Source organism: Acidovorax sp. LjRoot74 (assembly GCF_964254355.1).
Lineage (GTDB): Bacteria > Pseudomonadota > Gammaproteobacteria > Burkholderiales > Burkholderiaceae_C > Acidovorax.
The window spans coordinates 5,637,330-5,662,700 of record NZ_CAXUTI020000001.1 but is presented as its reverse complement, the minus strand read 5'-3'; the positions used below and the strand labels follow the sequence as shown (position 1 = coordinate 5,662,700).

Below are 25,371 nucleotides of genomic sequence, written 5' to 3'. Positions count from 1 at the left end.
TTCCTTGTTGCCACCGGGGTGGCACATTGGTGTTTCGCGCGCCGCGCCGCTTGGTTTATGCTGGGCTGACCCACCGCCCTCACCACCCACAGGCCCCCAGCGCTCCATGGCAGCCCACGTTCCCACCATGCTGGCAATGATCATTGTCAGCTCGCTCATGATGGCCGCCTCCATGGCCGTGGTGGGCTGGGGGCGCCGACGCGACGGCCTGGGGCGCTGGGCGGCGGCCCTGCTGGTCAACGCCATCGGGCACGGCCTCATCATGCTGCGGGGCGTGGTGCCCGACGTGCTGTCGGTGGTGCTGGGTAACGTGCTGCTGTCCTGCGTGTTTGTCGGCATGATTGCGGCGATCCACCAGTTCCAGGGGCAGCCTGCCCGGTGGCCTTTGCTCGTGGCGCCGCCGGTGCTGGTCACCGGCTTTGTGATTGCCTTCATCGACAACTTTCCGGCGCGCGTGAGTTTTGTGGGTCTGGTGATTGGCCTGCAGGCGGTGTGGGCCCTGGCCACGGCACTTCAGCGCCGCGATGCCGCAGTAGGACGGGGCCAGTGGCTGCTGGTGGCGGGACTGGGGCTGGAGGCCGCCGTGCTCAGTGGCCGTGCCCTGCTGGCCCTGAGCAGCTCGGCTGTGGCCTCGGGCATCCTGCAGGCCAACGCGCTGCAGACGCTCACCTTTCTCGCCACGTTTTCGGTGGTCCTCATCAGCTCCATGGGCTTTGTGTTCATGGCGCGCGACCGGGCCGACGAGAACAACCGCATCATGGCGGCCATCGACCCGCTCACGGGCGTGGCCAACCGCCGCTCGCTGATCTCGGCGCTGGACCGCGATGTCTCGCGCGCCGTGCGCACGCGCGAGCCCATCGCCCTCATGATGGTGGACATCGACCACTTCAAGCGCGTGAACGACCGCTACGGCCACCCGGTAGGCGACCAGGTGTTGTGCCATGTGGTCAATGTGCTGCGCGGCCGCGTGCGTGCGCAGGACCTGGTGGGCCGCTATGGCGGCGAGGAATTCATGGTGGTGCTGCCCGACACCACGCTGCTGGGCGCCGAACAGCTGGCGCGCGAGCTGTGCCGCGCGGTGGCCGAATCGCGCTGCCGCGTGGGCGCCACCGAAGGGGCCAGCGATGCCCGCCCCGAGCCGGGCGGGGGCACCAGCATCGCTGTCACCGTGAGCATTGGCGTGTTCGGCGGCCGCCTGGAGTCGGGCGACAGCTGGGACATGCTGATCGCCGCCGCCGACCGCGCGCTCTACCAGGCCAAGGAAAACGGCCGCAACCGGGTGGAGGTGGCCACGGGCCTGCGCCGCCCGTCCGCGCAGCGTGCCGCCCTGGACAACCCAGAAACCCACCCCGTCTCCCGGTACTGAGCGCTGCGGTCGCCCGGCAGAGGCAGGGCCCATGCTGCGGCGCAGCAGAACCTTGCGCAGGTGTATGGCAGCGCCCCGTGGCACGCGCGCAGGTGTTGTGTTGGAATGCTGGTTTTGGTCCACAAGAACCTGCGGGCCCCCGGCGCGACCTGCATGAGGCCGCCCCCAGGTTCCCACCCCCCACATCCAGGAGAGCTGTCCATGAACGCCCGAGTCCCCGCCCACGCCCTGCAACCCGCCCTGGCCCTCGAAAGGGTCAGCCAGGCCTGGGACAACGACATCCTGGGCCAGCTCACCGACTACATCGCCATCCCCGCCAAGTCGCCCATGTTCTCGCCCGACTGGGCCGCGCAGGGCCTGCTCGACACCGTGGTGCGCAACGCTGCCGCATGGGTCGAGTCGCAAAAGGTCGAAGGCCTGAAGCTCGAAGTGGTGCGCCTGGAAGGCCGCACGCCGGTGCTGTTCTTTGAAATCGACGCCACCCAGGCAGGCGCCACCGACACCGTGCTCATGTACGGCCACCTCGACAAGCAACCCGAGTTCAGCGGCTGGCGCAACGACCTCGGCCCCTGGACGCCCAAGTACGAGGACGGCAAGCTCTACGGCCGGGGCGGCGCCGACGACGGCTACGCGGTCTACGCCAGCATCGCCGCCGTGCAAGAGTTGAAGCGCCAGAACGTGCCCCACCCGCGCATCGTCGGCCTGATCGAGACCTGCGAGGAAAGCGGCTCGCGCGACCTGCTGCCCTACATCGAGGCCTTGAAGCCCCGCATGGGCAACGTGGCGCTGGTGGTGTGCCTGGATTCGGGCGCGGGCAACTACGACCAGCTGTGGCTCACCACCAGCCTGCGTGGCATGGCCACCGGCACGCTCAAGGTCGAGATCCTCACCGAAGGCATCCACTCCGGCGACGCCTCGGGCCTGGTGCCCTCGTCCTTCCGCATCATGCGCCAGGTGCTCGACCGCCTGGAAGACAGCAAGACCGGCCGCCTGCTGCCCCAGAGCTTCCATTGCGAAGTGCCCGCCGACCGCCTCGCCCAGGCCCGCGCCACGGCGGGCATCCTGGGCGAAGAGGTGTACAAGCGCTTCCCCTGGGCGCACTACGACTGCGGCGGCTCCACCACCTTTGCGCTGCCCACCACCACCGACCCGCTGCAGGCCCTGCTCAAGCGCACCTGGGAGCCCACGCTCTCTGTGACCGGCGCCGAAGGCTTCCCTGCGCTGCAGGACGCTGGCAACGTGCTGCGCCCCTACACCGCCTTCAAGCTCAGCCTGCGCCTGCCGCCCCTGGTGGACGCGGCCTCTGCAGTGCAGGAGCTGAAAGCCCTGCTCGAAGACAACGCCCCCTACCAGGCCAAGGTCACCTTCCAGGGCACGAGCGGCGCCACGGGCTGGAATGCGCCCAGCACCACGCCCTGGTTCGAGCAGGCGCTCAACGATGCGTCGCAAGCCCACTTTGGCGCGCCCTGCGGCTACATCGGCCAGGGCGGCACCATCCCGCTCATGAACATGCTCAGCGAAGGCTTCCCTACCGCGCAGATGATGGTCTGCGGCGTGCTGGGCCCCAAGAGCAACGCACACGGCCCCAACGAGTTTTTGCACGTGCCCTATGCCAAGAAGCTCACCGCTGCCGTGGCGCAGGTGATTGCCGGCATGGCGCAGCACCAGGCGGCCGCCGCTGCGGCAGGCTGACCGGCGCGATTGTTCTGGCTTTCGCTGCTCTTCCACTCTTTCGAAACAGGCCCTGATAACCATGGAAAAACGCGCATTTCTGCATGCCTGTGCGGCCACCACGCTGGCTGCTGCGGTACAGCCTCTTGTGCATGCCCAGGCGCCCGCGGCCACCTCCCCTGGCCCGCGCCACACGCTGTCGGGCACCAGCAGTGACGGCAAGCCTCTGGCCTTGGCGGACTATGCGGGCAAGGTGTGTCTGGTGAGTTTCTTTACGGCGGGCTGCGCCCTGTGCGTCAACGAACTCCGGCTCATGCGTGAGTTCTACACCAACAACCGTCAGCGTGACTTTGTGCTGCTCGGCGTGAACATGGACGAGAAAAGTGCGGACTTCATGCAGTACATCGAACTGCTGAAAGTGTCTGTGCCAGCAGAACAACGCTTTCCCATCGCCTGGCGCAATGCGGCCGGGCATCAGGACAGCTTTGGCGCCATCACCCGTCGCCCCACCCACTATGTCCTCAACCGCCAGCACCAGCAGGTGTTGCGGCGAGAGGGCAACTTCCAGCCCGCAGACTGGGACGACCTGTGGACCTCGCTCGCGTGAGCTGGGCGGGATGAGGCGGGACCTCAACCGGTACAGCCTGGGGCTGGAGCGATGGGGTTGCCACTGAGTCCTTCGAGAGTTGAAAGGCGCGGGGTATGCTGCGTGCCATCCCCCTGACAGCCCCTGCTGCCCATGAACGCCGACGAACTGACCCCCTCGACCCTCACCACCTTCACCGCCAGTGACGGCGAGAACCTGGCCGTGCAGGACTGGCCCCTGCCCGAGGACGAGCCCTGCCGGGGCACCGTGCTGCTTGTGCATGGCCTGGGCGAGCATGTGGGTCGCTACGACCCTGTGGCCCGCCGGCTGAACGACTGGGGGTTTGCCGTGCGTGGCTACGACCACTACGGCCATGGCGAATCCTCCGGGCCGCGTGGCGGACTCACCAGCGACCTGCGTTTGCTGGACGACCTGGCCGACCTGGTCGATGCCACCCGCGCCCGCATGCCACAAGGCCAGCCCCTGGTGCTGCTGGGCCACAGCATGGGCGGCCTGGTGGCCGCGCGGTTTGTGGCCATGCACCTGCGGCCCATCGATGCGCTGGTGTTGTCATCCCCCGCGCTGGACCCGGGCCTGAACGCCGTGCAAAAGCTGCTGCTGGCCACGCTGCCGCGTTTTGCGCCCAACCTGCGCGTGGGCAACGGGCTTGATGCGCAGTACCTCTCGCACGACCCGGCCGTGCCTGCCGCCTACCTGGCTGACCCGCTGTGCCACGACCGCATCAGCGCACGCCTGGCCCGCTTCATTGCCGACGGCGGCCCCGCCACCGTGGCCCGCGCAGCGCACTGGAGCGTGCCCACGCTGTTGATCTGGGCGGGCAGCGACAAGCTCGTCAACCCCGCAGGCAGCCGCGCCTTTGCCGCCGCCGCGCCCCAGGCCCTGGTGCAGTCGCACTGCTTCGAGCCCCTGTACCACGAGCTGTTCAATGAAAGCCCCGAGCTGGCCGCGCCCGTGTTCGACCTGCTGCGCCAGTGGCTGGTGCGGCGCTGCCCGCTGGTGTAGTGCTCAGAATGTGAGAAGAAAAAGCCGTTTGCGCGCGTCCATTATGCGCTGATAGCTATCATTTTTGAAGCAAGCCGCCCAGCATCCCGAACAGATCGTTGGCATTGCCAAACCCGCCCTGCGGTGCGTGGCCCTGGGGGCTGAGCTGGTCGATGAGGCCGGGCAACACCTGGGCCAGCTGCCCTGCGGCGGCGCCCGAGCCCACACCCAGCTGCGTGGCGATCTGTGACAGCGGCCCGCTGCCCAGCACCTGCGACAGCTGATCGCCCGAGATCGCCTGGTTGGGCCCGGCGCTGAGCCACGAGGCAATCACATTGCCCAGCCCCGCCTGCTGGAACTTGGCCATCAGGCCGGGCAGGCCACCCACCGGGCCGTCGTTGCTGATCAGGGACATCACCGCCTGGACGAGCTGCGGGTTTTGCGCAGCCAGGCTGATCAAGCCGCCCAGCCCACCGCCCGCGCCACCCGCCGACGCCTGTGCGCCGCCCTGCGACGCGCTGTTGATGACGGCACCCAAGACGGAATCGAGCAAGCCCATGGTGATCTCCTGCGCAAGAAAAACAAAAGAGAGATCGTAAACACGTTCTTACGCAGTCGTGCGGGCGCCCTGTGTCAACAAAGGTGAATTCCGCGCTCCCTCGTTCTGCGCTTTGCCTGCGCAGTGCCCCGGCTCCGACAGGCTCAGCCCGAACGGTTCGGGGGTGGGGCAGCAATGAGCGGTCGCCGCGCTCACACGCGCCAAGACTGGCGCGGCCTGGGCCAGTGCCACCGCGCAAGGGCCGCCCCGCCGCGCTGGTGGCGTCCCCCTGTGGGGGAAGCGGCGAAGCCGCTCAGGGGGGCTACTTTGCCCGGCGCTTTTCCAGCAGGGGCTCGCTCACCCCCTTCACACCCACCAGGCCCAGCACGGTGACCAGCGAGGTCTGCGCGCCCTGCCAGGCATCGGTCAGGTCGATCCACTCCGACAGCGCATGGAAGCCGCCCGTCTTGCCGCCGCCGCCAATCACGATGGCCGGGATGCCCAGCGACATGGGCACGTTGGCGTCGGTGCTGGCCCCGCCCAGGATGGTCTTGCGGCCGTGCGCACGGTTGGCGCGCACAGCGGCCTGCACGATGAGCGCGTCGGACGCGGTCTGCCCGCCCGGGCGGTCGCCAATCAGCTTGTGCGACACGCTGAGCGACTGCACGCCCCAGCGCTGGTTCTCCTCGGCCACGGCCTCGTCGATGGCGGCGAGGATCTTCTTCTCGGTCTCCAGCAGCGGCGCCATCGCGTCCGAGCGGATGTCCACCGCCATGCGCGCATCGGGCGCAATCGTGTTCACCGAAGTGCCGCCGCCCACCGTGCCCACGGTGAAGGTGGTCTTGGGGTAGCTGGGGGTTTTGACGTCGGCGATCTTGGCAATGGCGCGGCCCATGCCGTGGATGGCGCTGGGCACGCGGCCAAACGCGGCATAGCTGTGGCCGCCCGGGCCCTTGAAGGTGACCTCGTAGCGGTGGCTGCCCGTGCCCAGCACCAGCACGTTGCCGTCGGCGGCGGGCTCCAGGGCCACCATGCCGTCGATGTCGCGGTGTTCGGCAAACAGGTGCTTCATGCCGCGCAGGTTGCCCAGCTCTTCCTCGCCCACATTGCCCACAAACAGCAGGTCGCCCACGGTCTCGATCTTCTGCTCGTTCAGCACCTTGAGCCACGACAGCAGCACGGCCAGGCTGCGGGTGTTGTCCGAAATGCCGGGGGCCATCAGCTTGCCGTCCTGCTCCTTCACCTTCACGTCGGTGCCCGCTGGGAACACTGTGTCCAGGTGGGCGGAGACCACCAGCTTGGGCCCCTTGCCCGTGCCCTTGCGCAGGCCCACCACATTGCCTTCGGCGTCGATGGCGGCGTGGGTCAGGCCCAGCGCCTGCAGCCGCGCCAGAAAGGCCTCGGCGCGCTTTTGTTCCTTGAAGGGCGGCGCCTCGATCTCGGTGAGCATCTTCAGGTCGTCGATGGAACGGGTGTGGTCGGCGCGCACGGCGTCCATCAGCTGGGTGATGCGGGGCGAGGCCAGCAGGCGCGTGAAGGCCGTCTCCACGGCGGGGCTGAGTTGTTCGGGCGCCGAGGCCACGGCGCTTTGTGCGGCGGCGGGCGCCGTCCAGGTGGCGGCAGCCAGGGCGATGGCGCACAGCGCGTGGGTGGCGTGGGGACGGCGTGGGCGGGAGGCGGTGGAGGTCATAAGGAGGAAGGAAAACAAAGCAACAACAAAAGGCGCAGCTCCCCACCGTGGGCGTGGAGCTTGCATGCCCCGCATCGTCGCGCGAGTGCGCGGCGCCCGCTTTGCTTTAATTTGGCGGGCTGACAGTTTTTCTTACACCCCCTTGCTTTGCCTGCCCCTTCCATGCACCGCCACATTCCCAGCACCCGCGCCCTCCTGGCCTTCGAGGCCGTGGCCCGCCACCACAGCGTGAGCCAGGCGGCCGAAGAGCTGTGCATCACGCACAGCGCCGTCAGCCAGCAGATCCGCCACCTGGAGGCCCAGCTGGGCGTGTTGCTGTTCGAGCGCAGCGCACGTGGCTCGCGCCTCACACCCGCCGGGCGGCGCTACCACGGCCAGGTGGTGGGTGACCTGCTGCGGCTGCAGAACCACACCCTCGAAGCCATGGCCCAGCGGCCCGATGGAACGCGCCTGCTGGTGGGATGTGTGCCCGTGTTTGCCGAGCGCTGGCTGCTGCCGCGCCTGCCCGCCTTCCTGGCCCGGCACCGGCATTGCAGCCTGCACCTGCAGGTGTTTCCTACGCAGACCTACATGTCCGAGGTGCCGTTTGACCTGGCTGTGCAGTACGACGATGCGAGCTGGCCCGGCGCCCAAGCCACGCCGCTGATGCGCGAGGTGGTGGTGGCCGTGTGTGCGCCCGGCGCACGCCACCGGCGGGCCATGGCGCGTGGCGACTTCCGCGCCGTGCCGCTGCTGCAGCTCAGCTCGCGCCTGGGCGTGTGGGACGACTGGTTTGCGGGCGCGGGCATTACGCGTGTGCCCGAGCACCGGCTGGGGGGCCACCGGTTCGACCTGTTCTCGATGCTGGTGGAGGCCGTGCGCGCCGACCTGGGCGTGGGCCTGGTGCCGCAGTATTTTGTGCAGCGCGAACTGGACGCGGGCACGCTGGCCCTGGCCCACCCGCATGCCGACACGGGCGCCCGGGGCTACAGCCTGTTCATGCCACCCGCACGCGAACCCGACCCCACGGTGACCGCCTTCATGCAGTGGCTGCAGGCCGAGGTGGCGGCCGGGGACGGGGGCCTTACACCGCCGCCGTAGGGCGGCGGCGCTGCAGCGCCAGCCACAGCAGTGCCAGCCCGGTGAGGGTGATGGGCAGCAGCGAGCCCGCGTTGAGCAGCGTCCAGCCCTGGGTGGTGACCAGCACGCCCGACGAAAACGCACTCAGTGCCAGCGTGGCGTACACGCAGAAGTTGATGGCTGCCTGGGCGCGGTCCTTCTCTTCCGGGCGGTAGGCCGTCATCGCCAGCGTGGTGGAGCCTGTGAACAGGAAGTTCCAGCCCACGCCGAGGAAGAACAGCGCAATGCCGAAGTGGTGCAGCTCCAGGCCCATCAGCGCCACGGCCACACAGGCAAAGTTCAGCAGCACACCCACGCCCATGATGGGCAACACGCCAAAGCGCTTGATGAGGTGGCCGGTGACAAAGCCGGGCGCAAACATGCCGATCACATGCCATTCCAGCACCAGCGCCGAGGCGTCGAAGTCAAACCCGCACACCTGCATGGCAAGCGGCGTGGCAGCCATCAGCAGGTTCATCACGCCATAGCCCAGCGCGGCGCCCACAATGGCCACGATGAAGGCAGGTTGGCGCATCAGGACTTTGAGCGGGCGCCCCTGCTCGCGCTGGCCCGCAGCATTGAGCACCACGGGTTGCACCTCGAAGCGGATGGCCGACATGCACAGCATGGACAACAGCGCCACGCCAATCAGCGCGATGTAGGCGCCCGCAAACGGCACCGGGAACAGCGTGCGCGTAGCGCTGGCCAGGTTGGGGCCCGCCACGGCGCCCAGCAGGCCACCGGCCAGCACCAGCGATACGGCCTTTTCCCGGTAGTCTGGCGTGGCCAGTTCGGCCGCAGCAAAGCGGTACAGCCCGCCATTGGCGCTGTAGTAGCCCGCCACCACCGTGGCCGTGCACAGCAGCCAGAAGCTGGCGCTGAACGCCGCCCAGGCACACAGCGCGGCCGACACCACGGCCACGGCCAGCCCGATCTGGAACGACACCTTGCGCCCCCAGCGTGCCTGGCTGTGCGCCACCAGCGGGGTGGACAGCGCCCCGCCCACCACATAGCCCATCACGGGCAGCGTGGCCATCCAGCCAAACGGGGCCAGCTGCAGGCCCACCAGGCCGTTGATGGCAATGAAGACGACGTTGTTGGTGAGGAACAGGCCCTGGCACAGGGCCAGCAGCCAAAGGTTGCGGTTCATGGGCTGGAGGTGCGTCAAGGCGCACTTGAAATGGGTCAAGCCGGAGACCGGATCTGGGTCAATTCCGACAAAAAAACTCTGCCATTGTGCGCCCGCTTTGATCGGGATCAGCGGACGCGCCCCCCGGCCGCCGTACCGTGCGGGCCTGTTTGGACGATGGACCGCGATGGATTCCGTGACCGTATCTTCTTTCGCTGCCGCCCCGGCAGCCCCGCTGGCGGCGCCCGAGCTGGTCTGCCCCGCAGGCAGCTTGCCCGCCCTCAAGGCCGCCGTGGACCATGGCGCCAGCTGCGTCTACCTGGGCCTGCGCGACGCCACCAACGCGCGCAACTTTGCGGGGCTCAACTTCGACGCCGCCGCCATTGCGCAGGGCATTGCCTACGCCCACGCGCGCGGCGCCAAGGTGTTCATGGCGCTCAACACCTACCCGCAGGCCGGGCGCGAGGCGCCCTGGCTGAGCGCGCTGGACCAGGCGGTGGACCTGGGCGTGGACGCCGTCATCCTGGCCGACCCCGGCCTCATGCAGCACGCAGTGCAGCACCACCCCCGGCTGCGGCTGCACCTGTCGGTGCAGGGTTCGGCCACCAACCACGACGCCATCAACTTCTACCGTGCGCAGTTCGGCATCGTGCGGGCCGTGCTGCCGCGCGTGCTCTCGCTTCCGCAGGTGCGCCAGGTGATCGAGCGCACCGAGGTCGAGATCGAGGTCTTCGGCTTTGGCAGCCTGTGTGTGATGGTGGAGGGGCGCTGCGCACTGTCGTCGTACGCCACGGGCGAATCGCCCAACACCCACGGCGTGTGCTCGCCCCCCAAGGCCGTGCGCTGGCAGGAGACAGAGGGCGGCATGGAGTCGCGCCTGGGCGGTGTGCTGATAGACCGCTTTGCGCCCGGCGAAAAAGCCGGCTACCCCACGCTGTGCAAGGGCCGCTTTGACGTGGAGGACGACCAGGGCTACTACGCGCTGGAAGAGCCCACCAGCCTGAACACGCTGGAGCTGCTGCCCCAGCTGGTGCAGATGGGCGTGCGCGCCATCAAGATCGAAGGCCGCCAGCGCAGCCCCGCCTATGTGGCCCAGGTCACGCAGGTGTGGCGCGCTGCCATCGACGACTGCATGGCCCAGCCCCAGCGCTATCGCCCGCGCACGCACTGGATGGCCCAGCTCGACCAGGTGGCCGAGGGCCAGCAGCACACGCTGGGCGCCTACCACCGCCCCTGGAAATGAGGAACAACCCCCTGAGGCGCTGCGCGCCTTCCCCCTTCTCTCGCCTCGCTAGCGCGATGCGGGAAGGGAGACACCGCCAGCGCGGCGGGGCGGCCCTTGCGCGGCGGTCGCTGGCCTGGCCCGCGCTGGATTGCAGGCTGGTGTGCCTCTTTGAAACCGAAACAACCCGATGAAAACCCCGGAGACCGCTCCCATGAAAATCTCTTTGGGCCCCCTGCAGTACTACTGGCCACGCAGCCAGGTGTTTGACTTCTACGAGACCCTGGCGGGAACACCGCTCGATGTGGTGTACCTGGGTGAGACCGTGTGCTCGCGCCGCCACGAACTGCGCCTGGCCGACTGGCTGGCGCTGGGCGAGATGCTGCGCGCTGCAGGCAAGCAAGTGGTGCTCTCCACCCAGGTGCTGCTCGAATCCACGGCTGACGTGGGCACCATGCACAAGCTCGTGGCCAACGAGCCCGGGTTTGAGGTGGAGGCCAACGACATGGGCGCCGTGCACTGCCTGCACCAGGCCGGACAGCGTTTTGTGGCCGGGCCCCACCTGAACCTGTACCACCCGCGCGCCGTAGGCTGGATCGCGCAGCTGGGTGCCACCCGCTGGGTGATGCCCGTGGAGATGCCCCAGGCCGACCTCGCGCGCATCCAGGCCGCGCGGCCCGCCGGGTTGCAGACGGAGGTGTTTGCGCACGGGCGGCTGCCGCTGGCCTACTCGGCCCGCTGTTTCACTGCGCGCCACGCCAACCGGCCCAAGGACGACTGCGGATTTGTCTGCCAGAGCCACCCCGACGGCCTGCCGCTGCGCACGCGCGATGGCGAGGGTTTTCTGGTGCTCAACGGCATCCAGACGCAATCAGCCCGCGTGTACCAGCTGCTGCACGCGCTGCCGCAGATGGCTGCGCTGGGCGTGGACCTGGTGCGCCTGTCGCCCCAGGCCCGGCACATGCCCGAGGTGGTGGCGCTGTTCGACGCCGCCCGCTGCGACGCCACCAACGCCGCCCTGGCCGCGCGCTGCGCCCAGCAGGCCGAGCCGCTGTTGCCCGATGCCCCCTGCAACGGATTCTGGGAGGGCCGCCCCGGGCTGGAGCAGGGGCGCGTGGGGCCCGCGCGCACGGCGCAGGCCACGCCCTCGGCTGGCAAGGCTGCCGCTGGTTAGCCATGTACCCTGGCGAACGTCTCAACAGCCTCACCCACCTGGTGGGCGCAGCCCTGGCCGCCACCGGCACCGCCGTGCTGGTGGTGCTGGCCACACGCCTGGGCGACCCCTGGAAGATCGTGAGCTTCAGCATCTACGGCGCCATGCTCGTGCTGCTGTACGCCGCCTCCACCGCGTACCACAGTGTGCGTGCGTGCAAACCCAAGGCGGTGCTGCAAAAGCTCGACCACTGCAGCATCTACCTGCTGATCGCGGGCAGCTACACGCCGTTTGCGCTGGTGTCGCTGCGCGGCGCCTGGGGCTGGTCGCTGCTGGGTGTGGTGTGGGGGCTCGCGGCGCTGGGCGTGGTGCAGGAGATCTGGCTCGCGCGCGGCGCCCGCATCCTGTCGCTGGTGCTGTACGTGGCCATGGGCTGGCTGGCACTGGTGGCTGTGGTGCCGCTGTGGCGCGCGCTCTCGCCCGCCGGTTTTGCCTGGCTGGCCGCCGGTGGCGCGGCGTACACGCTGGGCGTGGTCTTCTATGCGGCCGACCACCGCATTCCCCATGGCCACGGGCTGTGGCATTTGTTTGTGCTGGCGGGCAGTGCCTGCCACTTCACCACCGTGCTGGTCTACGTCGCCTGAGCCACTCCTGCCCACGCACCACCCACCACCCAGAACTTCTCCCCATGACTGCAGAGAGCCCCTTTTCCGCTGCCCCGTCGGCTGCGCCCACCGCGCAGCCCTTCACCCTGCCCGCGCCCGTGGGCGCCGTGCTGTCGCGCCTGCCAGCCTGGCCGGGCGCGGCCGCGCTGGCCGTGGGGCTCAACCTGGTGCTGGCCCCGCATCTGCCTGCCGATGTGCTGGCCCTGCTGCGCGGGCGGCGCCTGCGCATGGCCGTGCGCGATGCGCGCGTGGCGCTGGACTTTGGCTGGGACGGGCAGCGCTTCGCGCCCCTGCATGCCACCCCTGCGGAGCCCGACCTCACGCTGCGCGCCAGCGCACAGGACTTTCTGTGGCTGGCCCAGCGCAAGCAGGACCCCGACACCCTGTTCTTCTGCCGCCGCCTGGCCATGGAGGGCGACACCGAGCTGGGCCTGGCTGTGAAGAACGCGCTGGACGCGCTCGACACCCCCGTGCTCGACCCGCGCCAGTGGCTGCAGCCCGGCGGCGCGCTGCGCAGGCTGGCCCCGCACGCAGTGCTGGGCGCACTGGCCCGCCGTGTGGGCCGGAGGGTGCGGCCATGAGCGGCGCGCACCCCGACCATCCCCTGGTGTATTCCTGCTCCGGCTGCTCCAGCGCCGCGCAGCTGGCCAACCACGTGGCGCTGCAGCTCGACCGGCGCGGCGTGGCCGAGATGTCGTGCATCGCCGGGGTGGGCGGCGATGTGCCGCACCTCATGAAGACTGTGCGCTCGGGCCGCCCCATCATCGCGCTCGACGGCTGTCCGCTGGTCTGCGTCAAAAGCACCCTCGCCCGCCACGGCATTGCGGCCGACCGGCATTACCAGCTGCAGCAATACGGCGTGAAAAAACGCGCGCACGAAGACTTCGACCCCGTGCAGGCCGCGCTGGTGCTGGAGCAGGTCGAGGCCGACCAGCTGGCCGAGCCGCTGCGTGCCTCGGCTGCTGAAGGGGTGTCCCATGGCTGAGTCCGCCTCCCTGCGCCGCGTCATCGTCGCCATCTCGGGCGCCAGCGGCGCCGTGTACGGCGCGCGCCTCTTGCAGGTGCTGCAGGGCCAGAGCGGCATCGAGACCCACCTGGTCGTCTCGGACGCAGGCTGGCGGAACCTGCAGCACGAGCTGGACATGGACCGCCCCGCTGTGGAGGCCCTGGCGCACCGCGTGCACGACGTAGCCAACGTCGGCGCAACCATTGCCAGCGGCTCGTTCCAGTGCCACGCCATGGTGGTCGCGCCCTGCTCCATGCGCACGCTGGCTGCCATTGCGCATGGCCTGGCCGACAACCTGCTCACGCGCGCGGCCGACGTGGCGCTCAAGGAGCGCCGCCGCCTGGTGCTGATGGTGCGCGAGTCGCCGCTGCACCTCACCCACCTGCGCAACATGGTGGTAGTGACCGAGATGGGCGGCATCGTCTGCCCGCCGCTGCCCGCCTTCTATCTGCGCCCGCAGACAGTGGGCGAGGTGGTGGACACCAGCGTGGCACGTGTGCTGGACCTGATCGGCGTGGAGCACAGCCTGATGCCTCGCTGGCAGGGATTGGATTGATTGCTATTGTATTGATAGCTATTTGCGCATGATGGACGCGCGCAAACGGCCTTTTTTGTTCATGTTCTGATAACTAATATGGCCTACCGCGACCTGCGCGACTTCATGGCCCAGCTCGAAGCCACGGGCGACCTGCGCCGCGTGGGCGAAAGCGTCTCGCCCCACCTGGAGATGACTGCACTCAGCGACCGCGTGCTGCGCGCCGGAGGGCCCGCGCTGCTGTTCGAGCAGCCCACGGGCCACCACATGCCGGTGCTCACCAACCTGTTCGGCACACCCGCCCGCGTGGCCCGCGCCATGGGTGTGCCCGACTTGCGCGGTGTGCGCGCCCTGGGCGAGCTGCTCGCCACGCTGAAAGAGCCCGAGGCCCCCAAAGGCTTTAAGGACATGCTGGGCATGGGCCAGCTGCTCAAGACCCTGTGGAACATGGCGCCGCACACCGTGGCGCGCGGCGCGCCTTGCCAGCAGGAGGTGTGGGAAGGCCCCGACGTTCATCTCGACCGCCTGCCCGTGCAGCACTGCTGGCCCGGCGACGTGGCCCCGCTCATCACCTGGGGCCTGACCATCACGCGCGGCCCGCGCAAGGCCCGGCAGAACCTGGGCATCTACCGCCAGCAGGTGCTCTCGCGCAACCAGGTCATCGTGCGCTGGCTGGCGCACCGCGGCGGCGCGCTGGACTTTGCCGACCACTGCGCCCAGCACCCCGGCCAGCCCTACCCCGTGGCCGTGGCCCTGGGTGCGGACCCCGCCACGCTGCTGGGCGCCGTCACGCCCGTGCCCGACAGCTTGAGCGAGTACCAGTTTGCGGGCTTGCTGCGCGGTGCCCGCACCGAGGTCACACCCGCGCTCGGCGTGCCGCTGCAGGTGCCTGCCACGGCAGAGATCGTGCTCGAAGGCCACATCCAGCCCGATGCCAATCACCCAAGCGGCTGGCAGCACGCGCTGGAAGGCCCCTACGGCGACCACACGGGCTACTACAACGAATGCGCCGAGTTCCCCGTGCTCACCGTGGACCGCATCACGCTGCGGCGCGACGCGATCTACCACAGCACCTACACCGGCAAACCGCCCGACGAACCCGCCGTGCTGGGCCTGGCGATGAACGAGCTGTTCATCCCGCTGCTGCAAAAGCAGTTCCCCGAGATCGTGGATTTCTACCTCCCGCCCGAAGGCTGCAGCTATCGGCTAGCGGTGGTCAGCATCCGCAAGGCCTACGCAGGCCACGCCCGGCGCGTGATGATGGGCGTGTGGAGCCACCTGCGCCAGTTCATGTACACCAAGTTCATCGTGGTGGTGGATGCCGATGTGGACGTGCGCGACTGGAAGGACGTGATCTGGGCTATCACCACCCGCATGGACCCTGCCCGCGACACCCTGCTGGTGGAGCACACACCCATCGACTACCTGGACTTCGCCTCGCCCGTGAGCGGCCTGGGCAGCAAGATGGGCATGGATGCCACGAACAAATGGCCGGGGGAGACGCAGCGGGAGTGGGGGCGTCCGATGCGGATGGATGAGGGAGTGGTGAAGCGGGTGGAGGCGCTGTTTAAGGGGTTAGCGCTTTGACGGAAATTTTTTGCGGCACCACGCGACTTGTCGGTCCAAGCTTGTCCAGGAAGGCGCGTGCAGAACTGCCCCTCACTTGAACGATCAATCAAGCAAATCTTGTTCGCTCGACATCATCACTTCTGTCTGTTTTCAAGAATCTGCGGGAGCAACGCATCGTCAATGGTGATGGTGATGGTGATGCCAATCTGCTTCTCTTCTTTGCCTACGTATCCAACAAAGTCCTCGTCATTAAGCGCCGCATGCACGACGTCTTGATCTACGCCGACCGCGAGCAGGTAAGTTTCTCTGTCGCGAGTCCACTGATCCCTGTCAAAAGAAAAGGCAAAGAGGTAATTTTGAGCGTCGAGTAGTGGCTGAAGGCGCGCCAGTTCCTCTTGCGTGTAGAAGTCCGCCGGAGCTCTATCGAGCTTTAATCCGTTGCATTTTCGGCATAGGGATACAAGGTTGCCAGGAGTTAGGTGCCCGCCAAGAGCCATTGAAAGATGATGGTCCATACACAGGTTTGGAGGAGAACCGACTTCCTGTTTAACCTTTTCTGGCATTCCGCACTTGAAGCAGCGATTGTCAAAGTGCTCAAAGAACCGCCGCTTGTACAGGTTTTCAATTACGCGAAGTTGGTATCGACCGAATAGCTCACGCTTTTCTTTATTGCGTTGCCCTGGATACTTTTCCAAACTATTTCGGCTCATCGCGCTTCCTTCCGCCGTGGCTACCTGCACCGGATAAATCCCATAAACCTGCGAGGCAAACTGTACCGTGCGGACTGCAGCGTGGGGCCGCGACAGCACCTTGCCGCTCGGCGCCCTTCCCGGATTGGCTGGACGAGTCGCGCAAAAGACAAGCCCGCCCCGCGTTGTTTGCGACGATGTACCCGCCCCGGTAAAGAGGGCTCTGCACCGGCACCCCTCGGATGCCGCGATGCATCAAGGCGCACATCCCTAGGAGACAACGGCAATGCAGCAGCACCAGCCCGGCAGCATGATGGACCGGCCATTACTGGTTTCGGCCATTCTTGAGCATGGCGAGAACCAGTACGGCGATCAGCGGATCGTCTCGCGCGACACCGATGGCCGCCTGCACCGTTACCGCTTTGCCGACATGGCCCAGCGGGCCCGGCAGCTCGCCAATGCGCTGCAGGCGCTGGGCCTGCGCCCCGGCAGCGTGGTGGGGTCGCTGGCCTGGAACAACCACCGCCATCTGGAGGCGTACTACGCCGTGTCGGGCAGCGGCATGGTCATGCACACCTGCAACCCGCGCCTGCACCCCGAGCAGCTGGCCTACATCGTCAACCACGCCGACGACGAGGTGGTGCTGTTCGACACCACCTTTGCGCCGCTGGTGCGCGCCATTGCGGCGTCGTGCCCCCGCGTAAGGCACTGGGTGGCGCTGTGTGATGCCGACACGCTGGGTTCCATCGACCTGCAAGGAGTCACCGGCGTCGAGGCGTACGAGACGCTGGTAGCCGGCCAGAACGACCGCTTCATCTGGCCCGCGTGCGATGAAAAGTCCGGCGCGGCGCTGTGCTACACGTCGGGCACCACCGGCAACCCCAAGGGCGTGCTGTATTCGCACCGGGCGCTGGTGCTCAGCGCCCTGTCGGCCTGCATGCCGGGCGTGCTCAGCATCAGCGCGCGGGAGACAATCCTGCCCGTGGTGCCCATGTTCCACATCAACGCCTGGTGCCTGCCCTATGCGGCGCTGATCGGCGGCGCCAAGCTGGTGCTGCCCGGCCCGCGCCTGGATGCGGCCAGCCTGTACGAGCTGATGGAGACCGAGCGCGTCACCGTCAGCGCGGGCGTGCCCACGATCTGGATGGGCCTGATCCAGCATGTGGAGCAGCACGGGCTGCGCTTTAGCACCATGCGGCGCACGGGCGTGGGCGGTTCGGCCATGCCCAAGGCGCTGATCGCCAAGTTCAACGACGTGTACGACGTGGAGGTGCGCCACGGCTGGGGCATGACCGAGACCACGGCCATCGCCACCATGAGCGTGCTGGGCGCTGCCGACGCCGAGCTGCCGCCCGAAGACCGCCATGCGCTGGTGGCCAAGCAGGGCAAGTCGGTGTTTGGCATCGAGCTCAAACTGGTGGATGAAAACGGCGCCAGCCTGCCGCGCGACGGCGTGGCGCAGGGCGAGCTGATGGTGCGCGGCCAGTGGATCGTGGACCGTTACCACAAGGCCGAGCGCTCGGCGCTGGTCGATGGCTGGTTCCCCACGGGCGACATCGCCACCATCAACCCGCAGGGCGTGGTACAGATCCGCGACCGCACCAAGGACGTGATCAAGTCGGGCGGCGAGTGGATCAGCTCCATCGACCTGGAGAACGCCGCGGTGGCGCACCCGGCGGTGGCCATGGCGGCGGTCATCGGCGTCAAGCACCCCAAGTGGGACGAGCGCCCGCTGCTCTTCATCGTGCGCAAGCCCGGGCAGGTGCTGGACAAGGCGCAGATTCTGGACTTCCTCGCAGAGCGGGTTGCCAAGTGGTGGCTGCCCGACGACGTGCTGTTTGTCGAAAGCCTGCCGCTGGGCGGCACCGGCAAGGTCCAGAAAAACGAGTTGCGGCAACGCCATGGCGCGGTGTTCGGCGGCGAATGACACCGCAGCGCGCTGACGGTTTTCGGTTTTGGCTTTCCTTTCGTTCCCACTCACCCACCCCACGGAGACACACATGAACATGGTTCCCAGGAAATGGCCACGCCATTGGTTGAAGGTCGGCGCATGCGCCGCAGCGCTGGTGATGGCGGCGCACGCCGGGGCGGCCGAGACGGTGAAGATCGGCTTCATCGACCTGCTGTCCGGCCCCTTCGCGCTCACCGGCCAAAGCTCGCTGAACCAGCTGCGCGAGGTGGTGGCGCAGGTCAACGCCAAGGCCGGGCCCAACGAGCCCAAGTTTGAGGTGATGGACTTCGACAACAAGGGCACGCCGCAGGAGAGCCTGAACGCGCTGAAGGCCGCCACCGACCGGGGCGTGCGCTACATCACCCAGGGCGGCGGCTCGGGCGTGGCGCTTGCGCTGGTGGATGCGCTCAACAAGCTCGCCGAGCGCGACCCCGAGCGCGCGACGGTGTACCTGAACTACGCCGCCATGGACCCGCAGCTCACCAACGACCGCTGCAGCTTCTGGCACTTCCGCTTCTATCCGTCGAGCGAGATGAAGATGGAAGCACTGACCACCTACCTGCAGGGCCGCAAGGATGTGAAGCGCGTGTACCTGCTCAACCAGGACTACACCCACGGCCGCCAGGTCTCCAAGGCCGCCAAAGAATACCTGGCCCGCAAGCGGCCGGACATCGAGGTCGTGGGTGATGACTTCATCCCCATCGCGCAGACGCGCGACTTCGCTTCGTACGTGGCCAAGATCGCGGCCGCCAAGGCCGACACCGTCATCACCTCCAACTGGGGCAGCGACCTCACGCTGCTGTTCAAGTCCTCGCGCGACTACGGCCTGAACATCAACTACTTCACGCTCAACGCCAACAACCCCGGCACGCCTGCGCAGATCGGGCCCTGGGGCGAGGGCAAGGTCGGTGTGATCTGGAACTGGGTGCACAACGCGCCCACCCCCGAGCTGGAAAAGATCTACGTGGACTACAAGAAGAAGACGGGCGACGACTTTGTGTTTGCGGCCCACTGGAACAGCATGCACATGCTGCGCGATGCCATGCGCAAGGCCCAGTCCACCGACCCCAAGAAGGTGGCCTTCGCGTTGGAAAACATGACCTACAAGAGCCCCATGGGCGAGGTGCGCATGCGCAAGACCGACCACCAGCTCGAAGCGCCGCTGTACCTGGGTATCTGGGCCAAGCAGGGCAGCAAGGGTGTGAAGTACGACGCCGAGAAGACCGGCTACGGCTTCCGCTCCGAAGTGGCGTGGGACAACTACATCAGCGCCCAGCCCACGTCCTGCCAGATGAAGCGGCCATCCTGAGCGGACGCATGGCGGGTGGCGGGGACTGCCTTCAGTCCAGCCACCCCTTGGGCACCTTGTCCGCCTTCTTCTCCACCGGGTTGGCCAGCAGCGACTGCGCGGCGTACTGGCGCAGAAACTCCTTGGCCTTGTCGGGGCGTGCGGACAGCCAGGCGTCGTAGGCGCCCTCGTTCAGGATGGCGGGCATGTTCTTCTCGCTGCCCGGTGGGCCGTAGCGGTGCAGCAGCGCGTGGTTGTTGGCGTTCACGGTGAGCAGGCAGTAGCTCACGATCACCTCGCCGTCGGCGCCCTGCCAGCGCGCCCACAGGCCCGCCACGCCCAGGGGTTTGCCGTCCACGCGGGCGATGCGGGTGGGCACGGCCTTGCCGGTGCGCCAGTCGTCTTCAAAAAAGGCTGCCATGGGCACGATGCAGCGCTGGCCGTTCAGCCACGCATCGCGGAACGCGGTGCCGGTGGAGGCCAGGTCGGCCTTGGCGTGGGTCAGCTTGGGCGCGCGCAGCTTGGCGTCGGATGCGGACTTGACCCAGTGTGGCACCAGGCCCCATTGCGCGGGCACCAGCAGGCGCGTTGCCGGGGCGCTGCTCGCATCGTCCGCTGGCCCGGGCGGCGTCGCACCCAGGGCGGCAGCGCTGGTGGCGGGCACGATGCAGGCCCCGGGCTTGCGCGGGCGGAGGTGGCGTTCCAGTGGGGTGGGGGGCGGCTCCACCGCAAAGGCCTCTTGGTAGCGGTCGGCGGGGTGCAGGGTTTCGTAGTGGGTGGCCATGGGGCGATGGTAGCGGTTGGCGGCTGGGTTTGTGAATAAAAATCGGCGTTTCCGCGCATCCAGTAAAGGTTTTTAGCTATGAAAAATGTAGTTATCGACCTCCCCGCACTGCTACGGCCCTGATGTGCGTCAAGCCGCTTGTCGCCTGCGTTGTGACGGGGGCGGGCGCGGTTTTGACAATGGCCGCATGGACTTTGCACCTTCGCCCCTGGCCCGTGAACTGCATGAACGCCTGACCGCGTTCATGGACCGCTACCTGCTGCCTTACAACGCCGCCTGGCACGCGGCCGTGGCTGCGGGCGACTACCCGCCGCCGTTTGTCGAAGACCTCAAGGCGCTGGCGCGTGAGGAGGGTTTGTGGAACCTCTTCTTGCCCACGCTGCGCGAGGACGAGCCGGGCACGCGCCTGAACAACCTTGACTACGCGCCGCTGGCCGAGGCCATGGGCCGCCTGCCCTGGGCGGCCGAGGTGTTCAACTGCCAGGCGCCAGACACCGGCAACATCGAGCTGCTGCACCGCTTTGCCACACCCGCCCAGCGCACCCGCTGGCTGGTGCCGTTGCTGCACGGACAGCTGCGCTCGGCCTTTGCGATGAGCGAGCCCGATGTGGCCTCGTCCGACCCCACCAACTTGCAGACCACAGTGCGGCGCGAGGGCGATGACCTGGTGCTCAGCGGCCGCAAGTGGTTCATCACCGGCGCGGCGCACCCGCATTGCAAGCTGCTCATCGTGCTGTGCCGCAATGCGGATGCCGAAAATGCCGACCAGACCGGCAGCCACCACTGCCACAGCATGGTGCTGGTGCCTGTAGACATGCCGGGTGTGCAGATCGTGCGCAACATCCCCGTGCTGCACCACCACGCGCCCGAGGGGCATTGCGAGATTCTGCTGCGCAGCGTGCGCGTGCCTGCGGACCACCTGCTGGGCGACTGGGGCGCAGGGTTTGCGATGGCGCAGGCACGCCTGGGGCCGGGCCGTGTGCACCACTGCATGCGCACCATCGGCCAGTGCGAGCTGGCGCTCTCCCTGGCGACCGAACGCGCGCTGGAGCGCACGGCGTTTGGCAAGCCGCTGGCCGAGCAGGCCAATGTGCAGGAATGGCTGGCCGAGTCGCGCATCGAGATCGACCAGGCGCGCCTGCTGGTGCTGCACGCGGCCTGGCTGCTGGACCAGGGCGACGCGGCAGACGCGCGCGCCGTGCGTGCCCAGGTCGCCGCCATCAAGGTGGTGGCGGCGCGCCTGCAGCAGCGCGTGGTGGACCGCGCCATGCAGGTCTTCGGCGCCATGGGCCTGTCGCCCGACACGCCGCTGGCGGCCTTCTGGACCTGGGGCCGCGCACTGAGGCTGATGGACGGGCCCGACGAAGTGCACCTGCGCACCGTGGCGCGGCATGAGCTGGCGCGGGCGCGCGCAGGGCTGGGCGAATCGGCCGCCTGGTTCACCACGCCCGAGCAGCTGCGCGCGCCGCCACACCTGAGCGCGTGACAGGCCTCGCGCATGCAGGCGGCACCGCGCAGGCAGACAAGGTTGCCCGGTCTGCCCCCACTTGGCAGCGCGGGGCGGCTTGGAGATACTGGTCACCTTGTTCCCACTCTGGAAGCCACCATGCGCCAGCCCGCCCTCGCCCTGACCACGGCCCTGTTTTTGACCGGCGCGCTGGCGCCCGCCCATGCCCAGGTGCAGAAGTTGCGCCCCGGCCTCTGGGAGCACAGCGTGGTGATGAAAAGCCAGAGCGGCCAGATGGAGGCCGCCATGGCGCAGATGCAGAAGTCCATGGCCAGCATGACGCCCGCGCAGCGCAAGCAGATGGAGCAGATGCTGGCGCAGCAGGGTGTGGCCATGGGCCCCGGGGGCAACACCAGCACGGTGAAGGTGTGCATCAGCCCCGAGCAGGCCGACCTGGACCGCATCCCGCCGCAGGAGGGCTGCACACAGACCGTGAATCGCACCGGGCCGAACGCCGTGGCCATGCGCTTCAGCTGCAAGGGCGCGCAGGGCCAGCCGCCCACCACGGGCGAGGGCGCCATGACTTTCAACGGCCCCACGGCCTACACGGGCCAGTTCAAGGTCACAACCACCACCAACGGCAAGCCCGACCAGCTCGACATGGCGCAGACCGGCAAGTGGCTGGCCGCCGACTGCGGCGCGCTCAAACCCGTGCGTTGAGCGGGCCTGCTCCAGCTGGCCGCTGGGGGCCATTGGGCGCCACCACCCACCGGTTGCGCCCCAGGGCCTTGGCGGTGTAGAGCGCCTGGTCGGCGCGCTCCAGCGTGTGCACCACGGTGTCGCCCGGCAGATGCAGGGCCAGGCCTGCTGACACGGTCAGGCGCAGCGAGCCGGTGGCGTGGGGGATCTCCAGCGCCTCCACCGCCAGCCGCACGCGTTCGAGCAGCTCGCGTGCGTCGTCCAGCTGGGTGTCGCACAGCATCAGCACAAACTCCTCGCCGCCCCAGCGGGCCAGCACATCGGTGTCGCGCACATGGGCGCGCACGGTGCCCGCAAAGGCCTGCAGTGCACGGTCGCCCGTGGCATGGCCGTGCTGGTCGTTGATGGGCTTGAAGTGGTCGATGTCGAGCTGCACGAGCAGCATCGGGCGGCCGTTGCGCAGGCTGCGGCGGTGTTCCAGCTCCATCAGGTCGAGCATGGCGCGGCGGTTGATGAGCCCGGTCAGCTCATCGCGTGTGGCCAGCTCGCGGTTGATGTCCAGCGCCTGCGCCAGGGCCTCGCGCTGCTGCTGCAGCCGCGCGCGGATGCGGTGGATGCGCAGGTTCAGCGCCACACAGCCCCCGAGCACGATCACGACCATGAGGGCATAGGCCGTGTCGAGGTAGCCCGAGGCGTTGGCGCTCAGGCGCGAACTCACGCCAATCGCGCAGCCAAAGGCCACCAGCGCATAGATGCCGATGCCGATCACCTCGGCCACCGTGAGGCCGAAGGTGCCAAAGAACAGGATCATGGCCAGCACGCTGGGCACCAGCCCGCGCGCCTCGCCCGCCAGCACATAGGCCACGGCGCCGCTGGTGATGGTCCAGGCCATCTGCGGCAGGGTGAGCGAGGGGTCGCGCAGAGCAAGCGTGGCGCCAGACCGGATGAAGGCCGTCATCACGGCCAGCCCGCCCACTGAGAGGGCGGCCCACCAGTGCACGGCAGTGGGGTTGAGGGCAGCGCTGGCATGCGCCACCAGCAGCATCACACCTGCGCTGGCGGCCATCAGAAGCAGGGCCAGTAGCGCCATCCCCACCAGCGTGCGCCGCCGGGGATCGGTGGAGAGGATCACGTCCCTGAGGCGCTGCCAGCGGGAAGGTGGGCGCAAGGTGGGGGCTCCTGCCAGAGGGTGGGGCTAGGCGCGGGGCGCGGCCGATCGCGCATTTTAGGCCGCAGGGGGCTGCGCGTACATCCCTATAACAGTGTGAGCGCCGCCAGGGCCGCCAGTGGCGCGGTTTCGGCGCGCAGCACGCGGGCGCCCAGCGTGACGGGGGCAAAGCCGTGTTGCAGGGCCAGGTCCTCTTCGGCACTGCTGAGCCCGCCTTCGGGGCCCGAGAGGAACAGCACCGGCCCGGCCGGGGCTGCCGCCTGCTGCAGCGGCAGGGTGCCCGTGCGCAGCGACAGCAGCAGGCGCTGCGCCGCCCCGGCCTCGCCGGACGCGGTGGCCGCAGGGGCCTGCGCGCGCACCCAGCCCGTCAGGTCGATGGCGGGGTGCACCACGGGCACGCGGTTGCGGCCACATTGTTCGCAGGCGGCCACGGCCACGGCCTGCCAGTGGGCGATTTTCTTGTCGGCGCGCTCGCCCTTGAGCTTGAGCACGCTGCGCTCGGCCACCAGCGGGGTGATGCTGGCCACGCCGAGTTCGGTGGCTTTTTCTACGAGCCAGTCCATGCGCTCGTTGGCGGTGATGCCGGCGAGCAGGTGCACGGCGCGTGGCGCTTCGCGCTCGGTGGCGTGGTGGGCGCCCACCTGCACCCACACGTCGCTGCGGCCCATCTTCAGCACGGTGGCGTCGAACTCGCCCCCGTCACCGTTGAAGAGCGTCAGCGCATCGCCGGGCTGCTGGCGCAGCACCTGCACATGGCGCGCGGCGCCGGGGGGCAGTTCGATTTCGGCACCCGTGGCCAGCGGTGCAGGGCAGTGGAAACGGGGCATTTGCTATTTATTTGATAGCTATCTGCGCTTTATGGTCGAGCGCAGAGGGCTGTTTGGGCTTGAATTTTGGCTGTTGGGCAGTGTTGCCTGCCTACATGCGGCCATAGGCAAAGCCCACAACGGGCTCGGTGCCTTCGATCTGGTCGAGCATCTTGAGCAGCGGGCCCAGCTGGCGGTAGCGGTTGGCGGTGGCGCGGATGTAGGCCATGAACCGGGGCGCGTCGGCCAGGTACTTGGGCTTGCCGTCGCGCAGCGTCAGGCGCGCAAAAATGCCCGCGACCTTGAGGTGGCGCTGCAGGCCCATCCATTCCACCGCGCGGTAGAACTCGCCAAAGTCATCGCCCCAGCCGCTGGCGCTGGTGGCGCCCAGCAGCCCGACCTTGCGCGCCTTCTCCCAGTAGCGCACGGTAATGTCGATGATGAATTCTTCTTCCCAGCTGATGAACGCGTCGCGCAGCAGGCTGGCAATGTCGTAGGTGATGGGGCCGTAGACCGCGTCCTGGAAGTCCAGCACGCCCAGGGGCGCGCCTGTTTCAATCGGCGCCATCAGGTTGCGGGTCATGAAGTCGCGGTGCACATAGACCTGGGGTGCTGCCAGGTTGTGCGCCACGATGGCGTCAAAGGCGCTTTTCAGCGTGACCTGCTGTTGGTCGTCCAGTGTGACGGCGCGGTGCTTGGCGAGGTACCAGTCGGGGAACAGCGCCAGCTCGCGGCGCAACAGGGCCTCATCGTAGGCGGGCAGCACGCCGAGGGTGGAGGCTTTCTGCCAGTCCAGCAGCACGTCGGTGGCCTGCTGGTACCAGGCGTAGGCGTCCTGGGGCTTGTCGGGGTTCAGCCGCTCGATCACGGTCTGGTGGCCCAGGTCGGACAGCAGCATGAAGCCGGTGGGCTCGTCAAACGCCAGGATCTGCGGCACATTCAGCCCGGCGGCGGCCATCAGGCCCTGCACCTGCACAAAGGGTTTGCAGTTCTCCTTGTCGGGCGGGGCATCCATCACGATGCGGCTGGCGCCCGTGGCCGTGTCGATGCGCAGGTAGCGGCGGAAGCTCGCGTCGGCCGAGGCGGGGCGCAGTGTGGCGGGCAGCAGCTGCTGCCCGCCCACCAGCGGGGCCAGCCAGGCATCGAAGGCCGCTTTGCGGGCGGTGTCGGGCCAGGTCACGGGGGGCAGGGCGGTGGCGGCAGCGGCCGCGCCCAGGGGCGCACCGGCGGGTGATGGGGGGAAGGGGTGGCTCATGGATAATCCGATTTTAAAACCCGCTTTGGGCACGCGCCCCCGCAGAGCCTGGGG

24 protein-coding genes are annotated in these 25,371 nt (G+C 68.2%); 16 read left to right on the top strand and 8 right to left on the bottom strand.

Annotated features, from left to right (window positions below):
- Positions 1–106: 106 nt before the first annotated feature.
- The 4 genes from ACSQ3O_RS26750 (at position 107) to ACSQ3O_RS26735 (ending at position 4,646) form a co-directional block, all read left to right on the top strand.
- Positions 107–1,366 (top strand): GGDEF domain-containing protein, encoded by a 1,260-nt coding sequence (locus ACSQ3O_RS26750; RefSeq protein WP_436141034.1) that lies wholly within the window; start codon positions 107–109, stop codon positions 1,364–1,366.
- Positions 1,367–1,567: 201 nt separating this feature from the next.
- Positions 1,568–3,058 carry a M20 family metallopeptidase gene (locus ACSQ3O_RS26745; RefSeq protein WP_137745986.1) on the top strand — a complete coding sequence of 497 codons (1,491 nt, stop codon included), beginning with the start codon at positions 1,568–1,570 and terminating at the stop codon, positions 3,056–3,058.
- 61 nt (positions 3,059–3,119) lie between these two features.
- The gene (locus ACSQ3O_RS26740) at positions 3,120–3,644 is read left to right on the top strand and encodes a TlpA family protein disulfide reductase (protein WP_436141033.1); all 525 of its coding nucleotides are present in this window, start codon (positions 3,120–3,122) and stop codon (positions 3,642–3,644) included.
- A 132-nt stretch (positions 3,645–3,776) separates the two neighbouring features.
- Positions 3,777–4,646, top strand: coding sequence for an alpha/beta hydrolase (locus ACSQ3O_RS26735; RefSeq protein WP_291468152.1), 870 nt, complete (start codon positions 3,777–3,779; stop codon positions 4,644–4,646).
- A gap of 58 nt (positions 4,647–4,704) precedes the next feature.
- Here the strand turns inward: ACSQ3O_RS26735 and ACSQ3O_RS26730 are convergent, their stop codons facing one another.
- Together ACSQ3O_RS26730 and ACSQ3O_RS26725 are read right to left on the bottom strand one after the other, a co-directional pair.
- Positions 4,705–5,184: a YidB family protein gene (locus tag ACSQ3O_RS26730; RefSeq protein WP_436141032.1), complete on the bottom strand. Its 480-nt coding sequence runs from the start codon at positions 5,182–5,184 to the stop codon at positions 4,705–4,707.
- Positions 5,185–5,485: 301 nt separating this feature from the next.
- On the bottom strand, positions 5,486–6,853 hold the full coding sequence (locus ACSQ3O_RS26725) for a M20/M25/M40 family metallo-hydrolase (RefSeq protein WP_436141031.1): 1,368 nt from the start codon (positions 6,851–6,853) through the stop codon (positions 5,486–5,488).
- Positions 6,854–7,015: 162 nt separating this feature from the next.
- On the opposite strand from ACSQ3O_RS26725, the gene ACSQ3O_RS26720 reads away from it, so the two are divergent.
- Positions 7,016–7,933: a LysR substrate-binding domain-containing protein gene (locus ACSQ3O_RS26720; protein ID WP_298454139.1), complete on the top strand. Its 918-nt coding sequence runs from the start codon at positions 7,016–7,018 to the stop codon at positions 7,931–7,933.
- Here ACSQ3O_RS26720 and ACSQ3O_RS26715 read toward each other — a convergent pair.
- On the bottom strand, positions 7,917–9,101 hold the full coding sequence (locus ACSQ3O_RS26715; protein WP_137745992.1) for an MFS transporter: 1,185 nt from the start codon (positions 9,099–9,101) through the stop codon (positions 7,917–7,919). The genes ACSQ3O_RS26720 and ACSQ3O_RS26715 overlap by 17 nt on opposite strands.
- A 166-nt stretch (positions 9,102–9,267) precedes the next feature.
- On the opposite strand from ACSQ3O_RS26715, the gene ubiU reads away from it, so the two are divergent.
- The 7 genes from ubiU to ubiD all read left to right on the top strand — a co-directional run bounded on the left by ubiU (position 9,268) and on the right by ubiD (position 15,248).
- Positions 9,268–10,323: a ubiquinone anaerobic biosynthesis protein UbiU gene (gene ubiU / locus ACSQ3O_RS26710; protein WP_436141030.1), complete on the top strand. Its 1,056-nt coding sequence runs from the start codon at positions 9,268–9,270 to the stop codon at positions 10,321–10,323.
- Positions 10,324–10,516: 193 nt separating this feature from the next.
- Positions 10,517–11,476, top strand: a complete 960-nt coding sequence (locus tag ACSQ3O_RS26705) for a U32 family peptidase (RefSeq protein WP_436141029.1) — start codon at positions 10,517–10,519, stop codon at positions 11,474–11,476.
- 2 nt (positions 11,477–11,478) lie between these two features.
- Positions 11,479–12,099: a PAQR family membrane homeostasis protein TrhA gene (trhA, locus tag ACSQ3O_RS26700; protein ID WP_436141028.1), complete on the top strand. Its 621-nt coding sequence runs from the start codon at positions 11,479–11,481 to the stop codon at positions 12,097–12,099.
- Positions 12,100–12,143: 44 nt separating this feature from the next.
- Entirely contained in the window at positions 12,144–12,701 is a 558-nt protein-coding gene (ubiT, locus tag ACSQ3O_RS26695) for a ubiquinone anaerobic biosynthesis accessory factor UbiT (protein ID WP_436141027.1), read from the top strand.
- Entirely contained in the window at positions 12,698–13,105 is a 408-nt protein-coding gene (locus ACSQ3O_RS26690; RefSeq protein WP_436141026.1) for a putative zinc-binding protein, read from the top strand. The genes ubiT and ACSQ3O_RS26690 overlap by 4 nt, the downstream gene beginning before the upstream one ends.
- Positions 13,098–13,682, top strand: a complete 585-nt coding sequence (locus tag ACSQ3O_RS26685) for a UbiX family flavin prenyltransferase (protein ID WP_436141025.1) — start codon at positions 13,098–13,100, stop codon at positions 13,680–13,682. The genes ACSQ3O_RS26690 and ACSQ3O_RS26685 overlap by 8 nt, the downstream gene beginning before the upstream one ends.
- A 78-nt stretch (positions 13,683–13,760) precedes the next feature.
- A complete protein-coding gene (ubiD, locus tag ACSQ3O_RS26680) occupies positions 13,761–15,248 on the top strand; it encodes a 4-hydroxy-3-polyprenylbenzoate decarboxylase (RefSeq protein ID WP_436141024.1) in 1,488 nt (495 codons plus the stop codon).
- 116 nt (positions 15,249–15,364) lie between these two features.
- On the opposite strand, the gene ACSQ3O_RS26675 is transcribed toward ubiD, so the two are convergent.
- The gene (locus ACSQ3O_RS26675) at positions 15,365–15,940 is read right to left on the bottom strand and encodes an HNH endonuclease (RefSeq protein ID WP_436141023.1); all 576 of its coding nucleotides are present in this window, start codon (positions 15,938–15,940) and stop codon (positions 15,365–15,367) included.
- Positions 15,941–16,205: 265 nt separating this feature from the next.
- Here ACSQ3O_RS26675 and ACSQ3O_RS26670 point away from each other — a divergent pair, with 265 nt between their 5' ends.
- Both ACSQ3O_RS26670 and ACSQ3O_RS26665 read left to right on the top strand, forming a co-directional pair.
- Positions 16,206–17,846 (top strand): long-chain-fatty-acid--CoA ligase, encoded by a 1,641-nt coding sequence (locus ACSQ3O_RS26670; protein ID WP_436141022.1) that lies wholly within the window; start codon positions 16,206–16,208, stop codon positions 17,844–17,846.
- A gap of 73 nt (positions 17,847–17,919) precedes the next feature.
- Positions 17,920–19,179 (top strand): branched-chain amino acid ABC transporter substrate-binding protein, encoded by a 1,260-nt coding sequence (locus ACSQ3O_RS26665; RefSeq protein ID WP_436141021.1) that lies wholly within the window; start codon positions 17,920–17,922, stop codon positions 19,177–19,179.
- A gap of 31 nt (positions 19,180–19,210) precedes the next feature.
- Here the strand turns inward: ACSQ3O_RS26665 and ACSQ3O_RS26660 are convergent, their stop codons facing one another.
- Positions 19,211–19,942, bottom strand: a complete 732-nt coding sequence (locus ACSQ3O_RS26660) for an SOS response-associated peptidase (RefSeq protein ID WP_436141020.1) — start codon at positions 19,940–19,942, stop codon at positions 19,211–19,213.
- A 187-nt stretch (positions 19,943–20,129) separates the two neighbouring features.
- On the opposite strand from ACSQ3O_RS26660, the gene ACSQ3O_RS26655 reads away from it, so the two are divergent.
- Both ACSQ3O_RS26655 and ACSQ3O_RS26650 read left to right on the top strand, forming a co-directional pair.
- Positions 20,130–21,428, top strand: coding sequence for an acyl-CoA dehydrogenase family protein (locus tag ACSQ3O_RS26655; RefSeq protein ID WP_436141019.1), 1,299 nt, complete (start codon positions 20,130–20,132; stop codon positions 21,426–21,428).
- Positions 21,429–21,548: 120 nt separating this feature from the next.
- Positions 21,549–22,109 (top strand): DUF3617 domain-containing protein, encoded by a 561-nt coding sequence (locus ACSQ3O_RS26650; protein ID WP_436141018.1) that lies wholly within the window; start codon positions 21,549–21,551, stop codon positions 22,107–22,109.
- On the opposite strand, the gene ACSQ3O_RS26645 is transcribed toward ACSQ3O_RS26650, so the two are convergent.
- The 3 genes from ACSQ3O_RS26645 to ACSQ3O_RS26635 all read right to left on the bottom strand — a co-directional run bounded on the left by ACSQ3O_RS26645 (position 22,093) and on the right by ACSQ3O_RS26635 (position 25,317).
- Complete coding sequence (locus ACSQ3O_RS26645) at positions 22,093–23,256, bottom strand: diguanylate cyclase (RefSeq protein WP_436141017.1); 1,164 nt, start codon at positions 23,254–23,256, stop codon at positions 22,093–22,095. The two genes, ACSQ3O_RS26650 and ACSQ3O_RS26645, sit on opposite strands and share 17 nt — an antisense overlap.
- A gap of 86 nt (positions 23,257–23,342) precedes the next feature.
- Complete coding sequence (locus ACSQ3O_RS26640) at positions 23,343–24,083, bottom strand: 16S rRNA (uracil(1498)-N(3))-methyltransferase (protein ID WP_436141016.1); 741 nt, start codon at positions 24,081–24,083, stop codon at positions 23,343–23,345.
- Between the two features lie 91 nt (positions 24,084–24,174).
- Positions 24,175–25,317: an aminoglycoside phosphotransferase family protein gene (locus ACSQ3O_RS26635; RefSeq protein ID WP_436141015.1), complete on the bottom strand. Its 1,143-nt coding sequence runs from the start codon at positions 25,315–25,317 to the stop codon at positions 24,175–24,177.
- Between the last annotated feature and the right edge of the window lie 54 nt (positions 25,318–25,371).

What these genes read in the sequence shown, in the direction of transcription:
- ACSQ3O_RS26690 (WP_436141026.1), top strand. Translation starts at nt 12,698, where the DNA reads ATGAGCGGCGCGCACCCCGACCATCCCCTGGTGTATTCCTGCTCCGGC.
- ACSQ3O_RS26745 (WP_137745986.1), top strand. Translation starts at nt 1,568, where the DNA reads ATGAACGCCCGAGTCCCCGCCCACGCCCTGCAACCCGCCCTGGCCCTC.
- ACSQ3O_RS26670 (WP_436141022.1), top strand. Translation starts at nt 16,206, where the DNA reads ATGCAGCAGCACCAGCCCGGCAGCATGATGGACCGGCCATTACTGGTT.
- ACSQ3O_RS26720 (WP_298454139.1), top strand. Translation starts at nt 7,016, where the DNA reads ATGCACCGCCACATTCCCAGCACCCGCGCCCTCCTGGCCTTCGAGGCC.
- ubiU (WP_436141030.1), top strand. Translation starts at nt 9,268, where the DNA reads ATGGATTCCGTGACCGTATCTTCTTTCGCTGCCGCCCCGGCAGCCCCG.
- ACSQ3O_RS26750 (WP_436141034.1), top strand. Translation starts at nt 107, where the DNA reads ATGGCAGCCCACGTTCCCACCATGCTGGCAATGATCATTGTCAGCTCG.
- ACSQ3O_RS26675 (WP_436141023.1), bottom strand. Translation starts at nt 15,940, where the DNA reads ATGAGCCGAAATAGTTTGGAAAAGTATCCAGGGCAACGCAATAAAGAA.
- ACSQ3O_RS26650 (WP_436141018.1), top strand. Translation starts at nt 21,549, where the DNA reads ATGCGCCAGCCCGCCCTCGCCCTGACCACGGCCCTGTTTTTGACCGGC.
- ACSQ3O_RS26730 (WP_436141032.1), bottom strand. Translation starts at nt 5,184, where the DNA reads ATGGGCTTGCTCGATTCCGTCTTGGGTGCCGTCATCAACAGCGCGTCG.
- ACSQ3O_RS26735 (WP_291468152.1), top strand. Translation starts at nt 3,777, where the DNA reads ATGAACGCCGACGAACTGACCCCCTCGACCCTCACCACCTTCACCGCC.
- ACSQ3O_RS26685 (WP_436141025.1), top strand. Translation starts at nt 13,098, where the DNA reads ATGGCTGAGTCCGCCTCCCTGCGCCGCGTCATCGTCGCCATCTCGGGC.
- trhA (WP_436141028.1), top strand. Translation starts at nt 11,479, where the DNA reads ATGTACCCTGGCGAACGTCTCAACAGCCTCACCCACCTGGTGGGCGCA.
- ACSQ3O_RS26640 (WP_436141016.1), bottom strand. Translation starts at nt 24,083, where the DNA reads ATGCCCCGTTTCCACTGCCCTGCACCGCTGGCCACGGGTGCCGAAATC.
- ACSQ3O_RS26665 (WP_436141021.1), top strand. Translation starts at nt 17,920, where the DNA reads ATGAACATGGTTCCCAGGAAATGGCCACGCCATTGGTTGAAGGTCGGC.
- ACSQ3O_RS26705 (WP_436141029.1), top strand. Translation starts at nt 10,517, where the DNA reads ATGAAAATCTCTTTGGGCCCCCTGCAGTACTACTGGCCACGCAGCCAG.
- ACSQ3O_RS26725 (WP_436141031.1), bottom strand. Translation starts at nt 6,853, where the DNA reads ATGACCTCCACCGCCTCCCGCCCACGCCGTCCCCACGCCACCCACGCG.
- ACSQ3O_RS26740 (WP_436141033.1), top strand. Translation starts at nt 3,120, where the DNA reads ATGGAAAAACGCGCATTTCTGCATGCCTGTGCGGCCACCACGCTGGCT.
- ubiD (WP_436141024.1), top strand. Translation starts at nt 13,761, where the DNA reads ATGGCCTACCGCGACCTGCGCGACTTCATGGCCCAGCTCGAAGCCACG.
- ACSQ3O_RS26655 (WP_436141019.1), top strand. Translation starts at nt 20,130, where the DNA reads ATGGACTTTGCACCTTCGCCCCTGGCCCGTGAACTGCATGAACGCCTG.
- ACSQ3O_RS26635 (WP_436141015.1), bottom strand. Translation starts at nt 25,317, where the DNA reads ATGAGCCACCCCTTCCCCCCATCACCCGCCGGTGCGCCCCTGGGCGCG.
- ubiT (WP_436141027.1), top strand. Translation starts at nt 12,144, where the DNA reads ATGACTGCAGAGAGCCCCTTTTCCGCTGCCCCGTCGGCTGCGCCCACC.
- ACSQ3O_RS26660 (WP_436141020.1), bottom strand. Translation starts at nt 19,942, where the DNA reads ATGGCCACCCACTACGAAACCCTGCACCCCGCCGACCGCTACCAAGAG.
- ACSQ3O_RS26715 (WP_137745992.1), bottom strand. Translation starts at nt 9,101, where the DNA reads ATGAACCGCAACCTTTGGCTGCTGGCCCTGTGCCAGGGCCTGTTCCTC.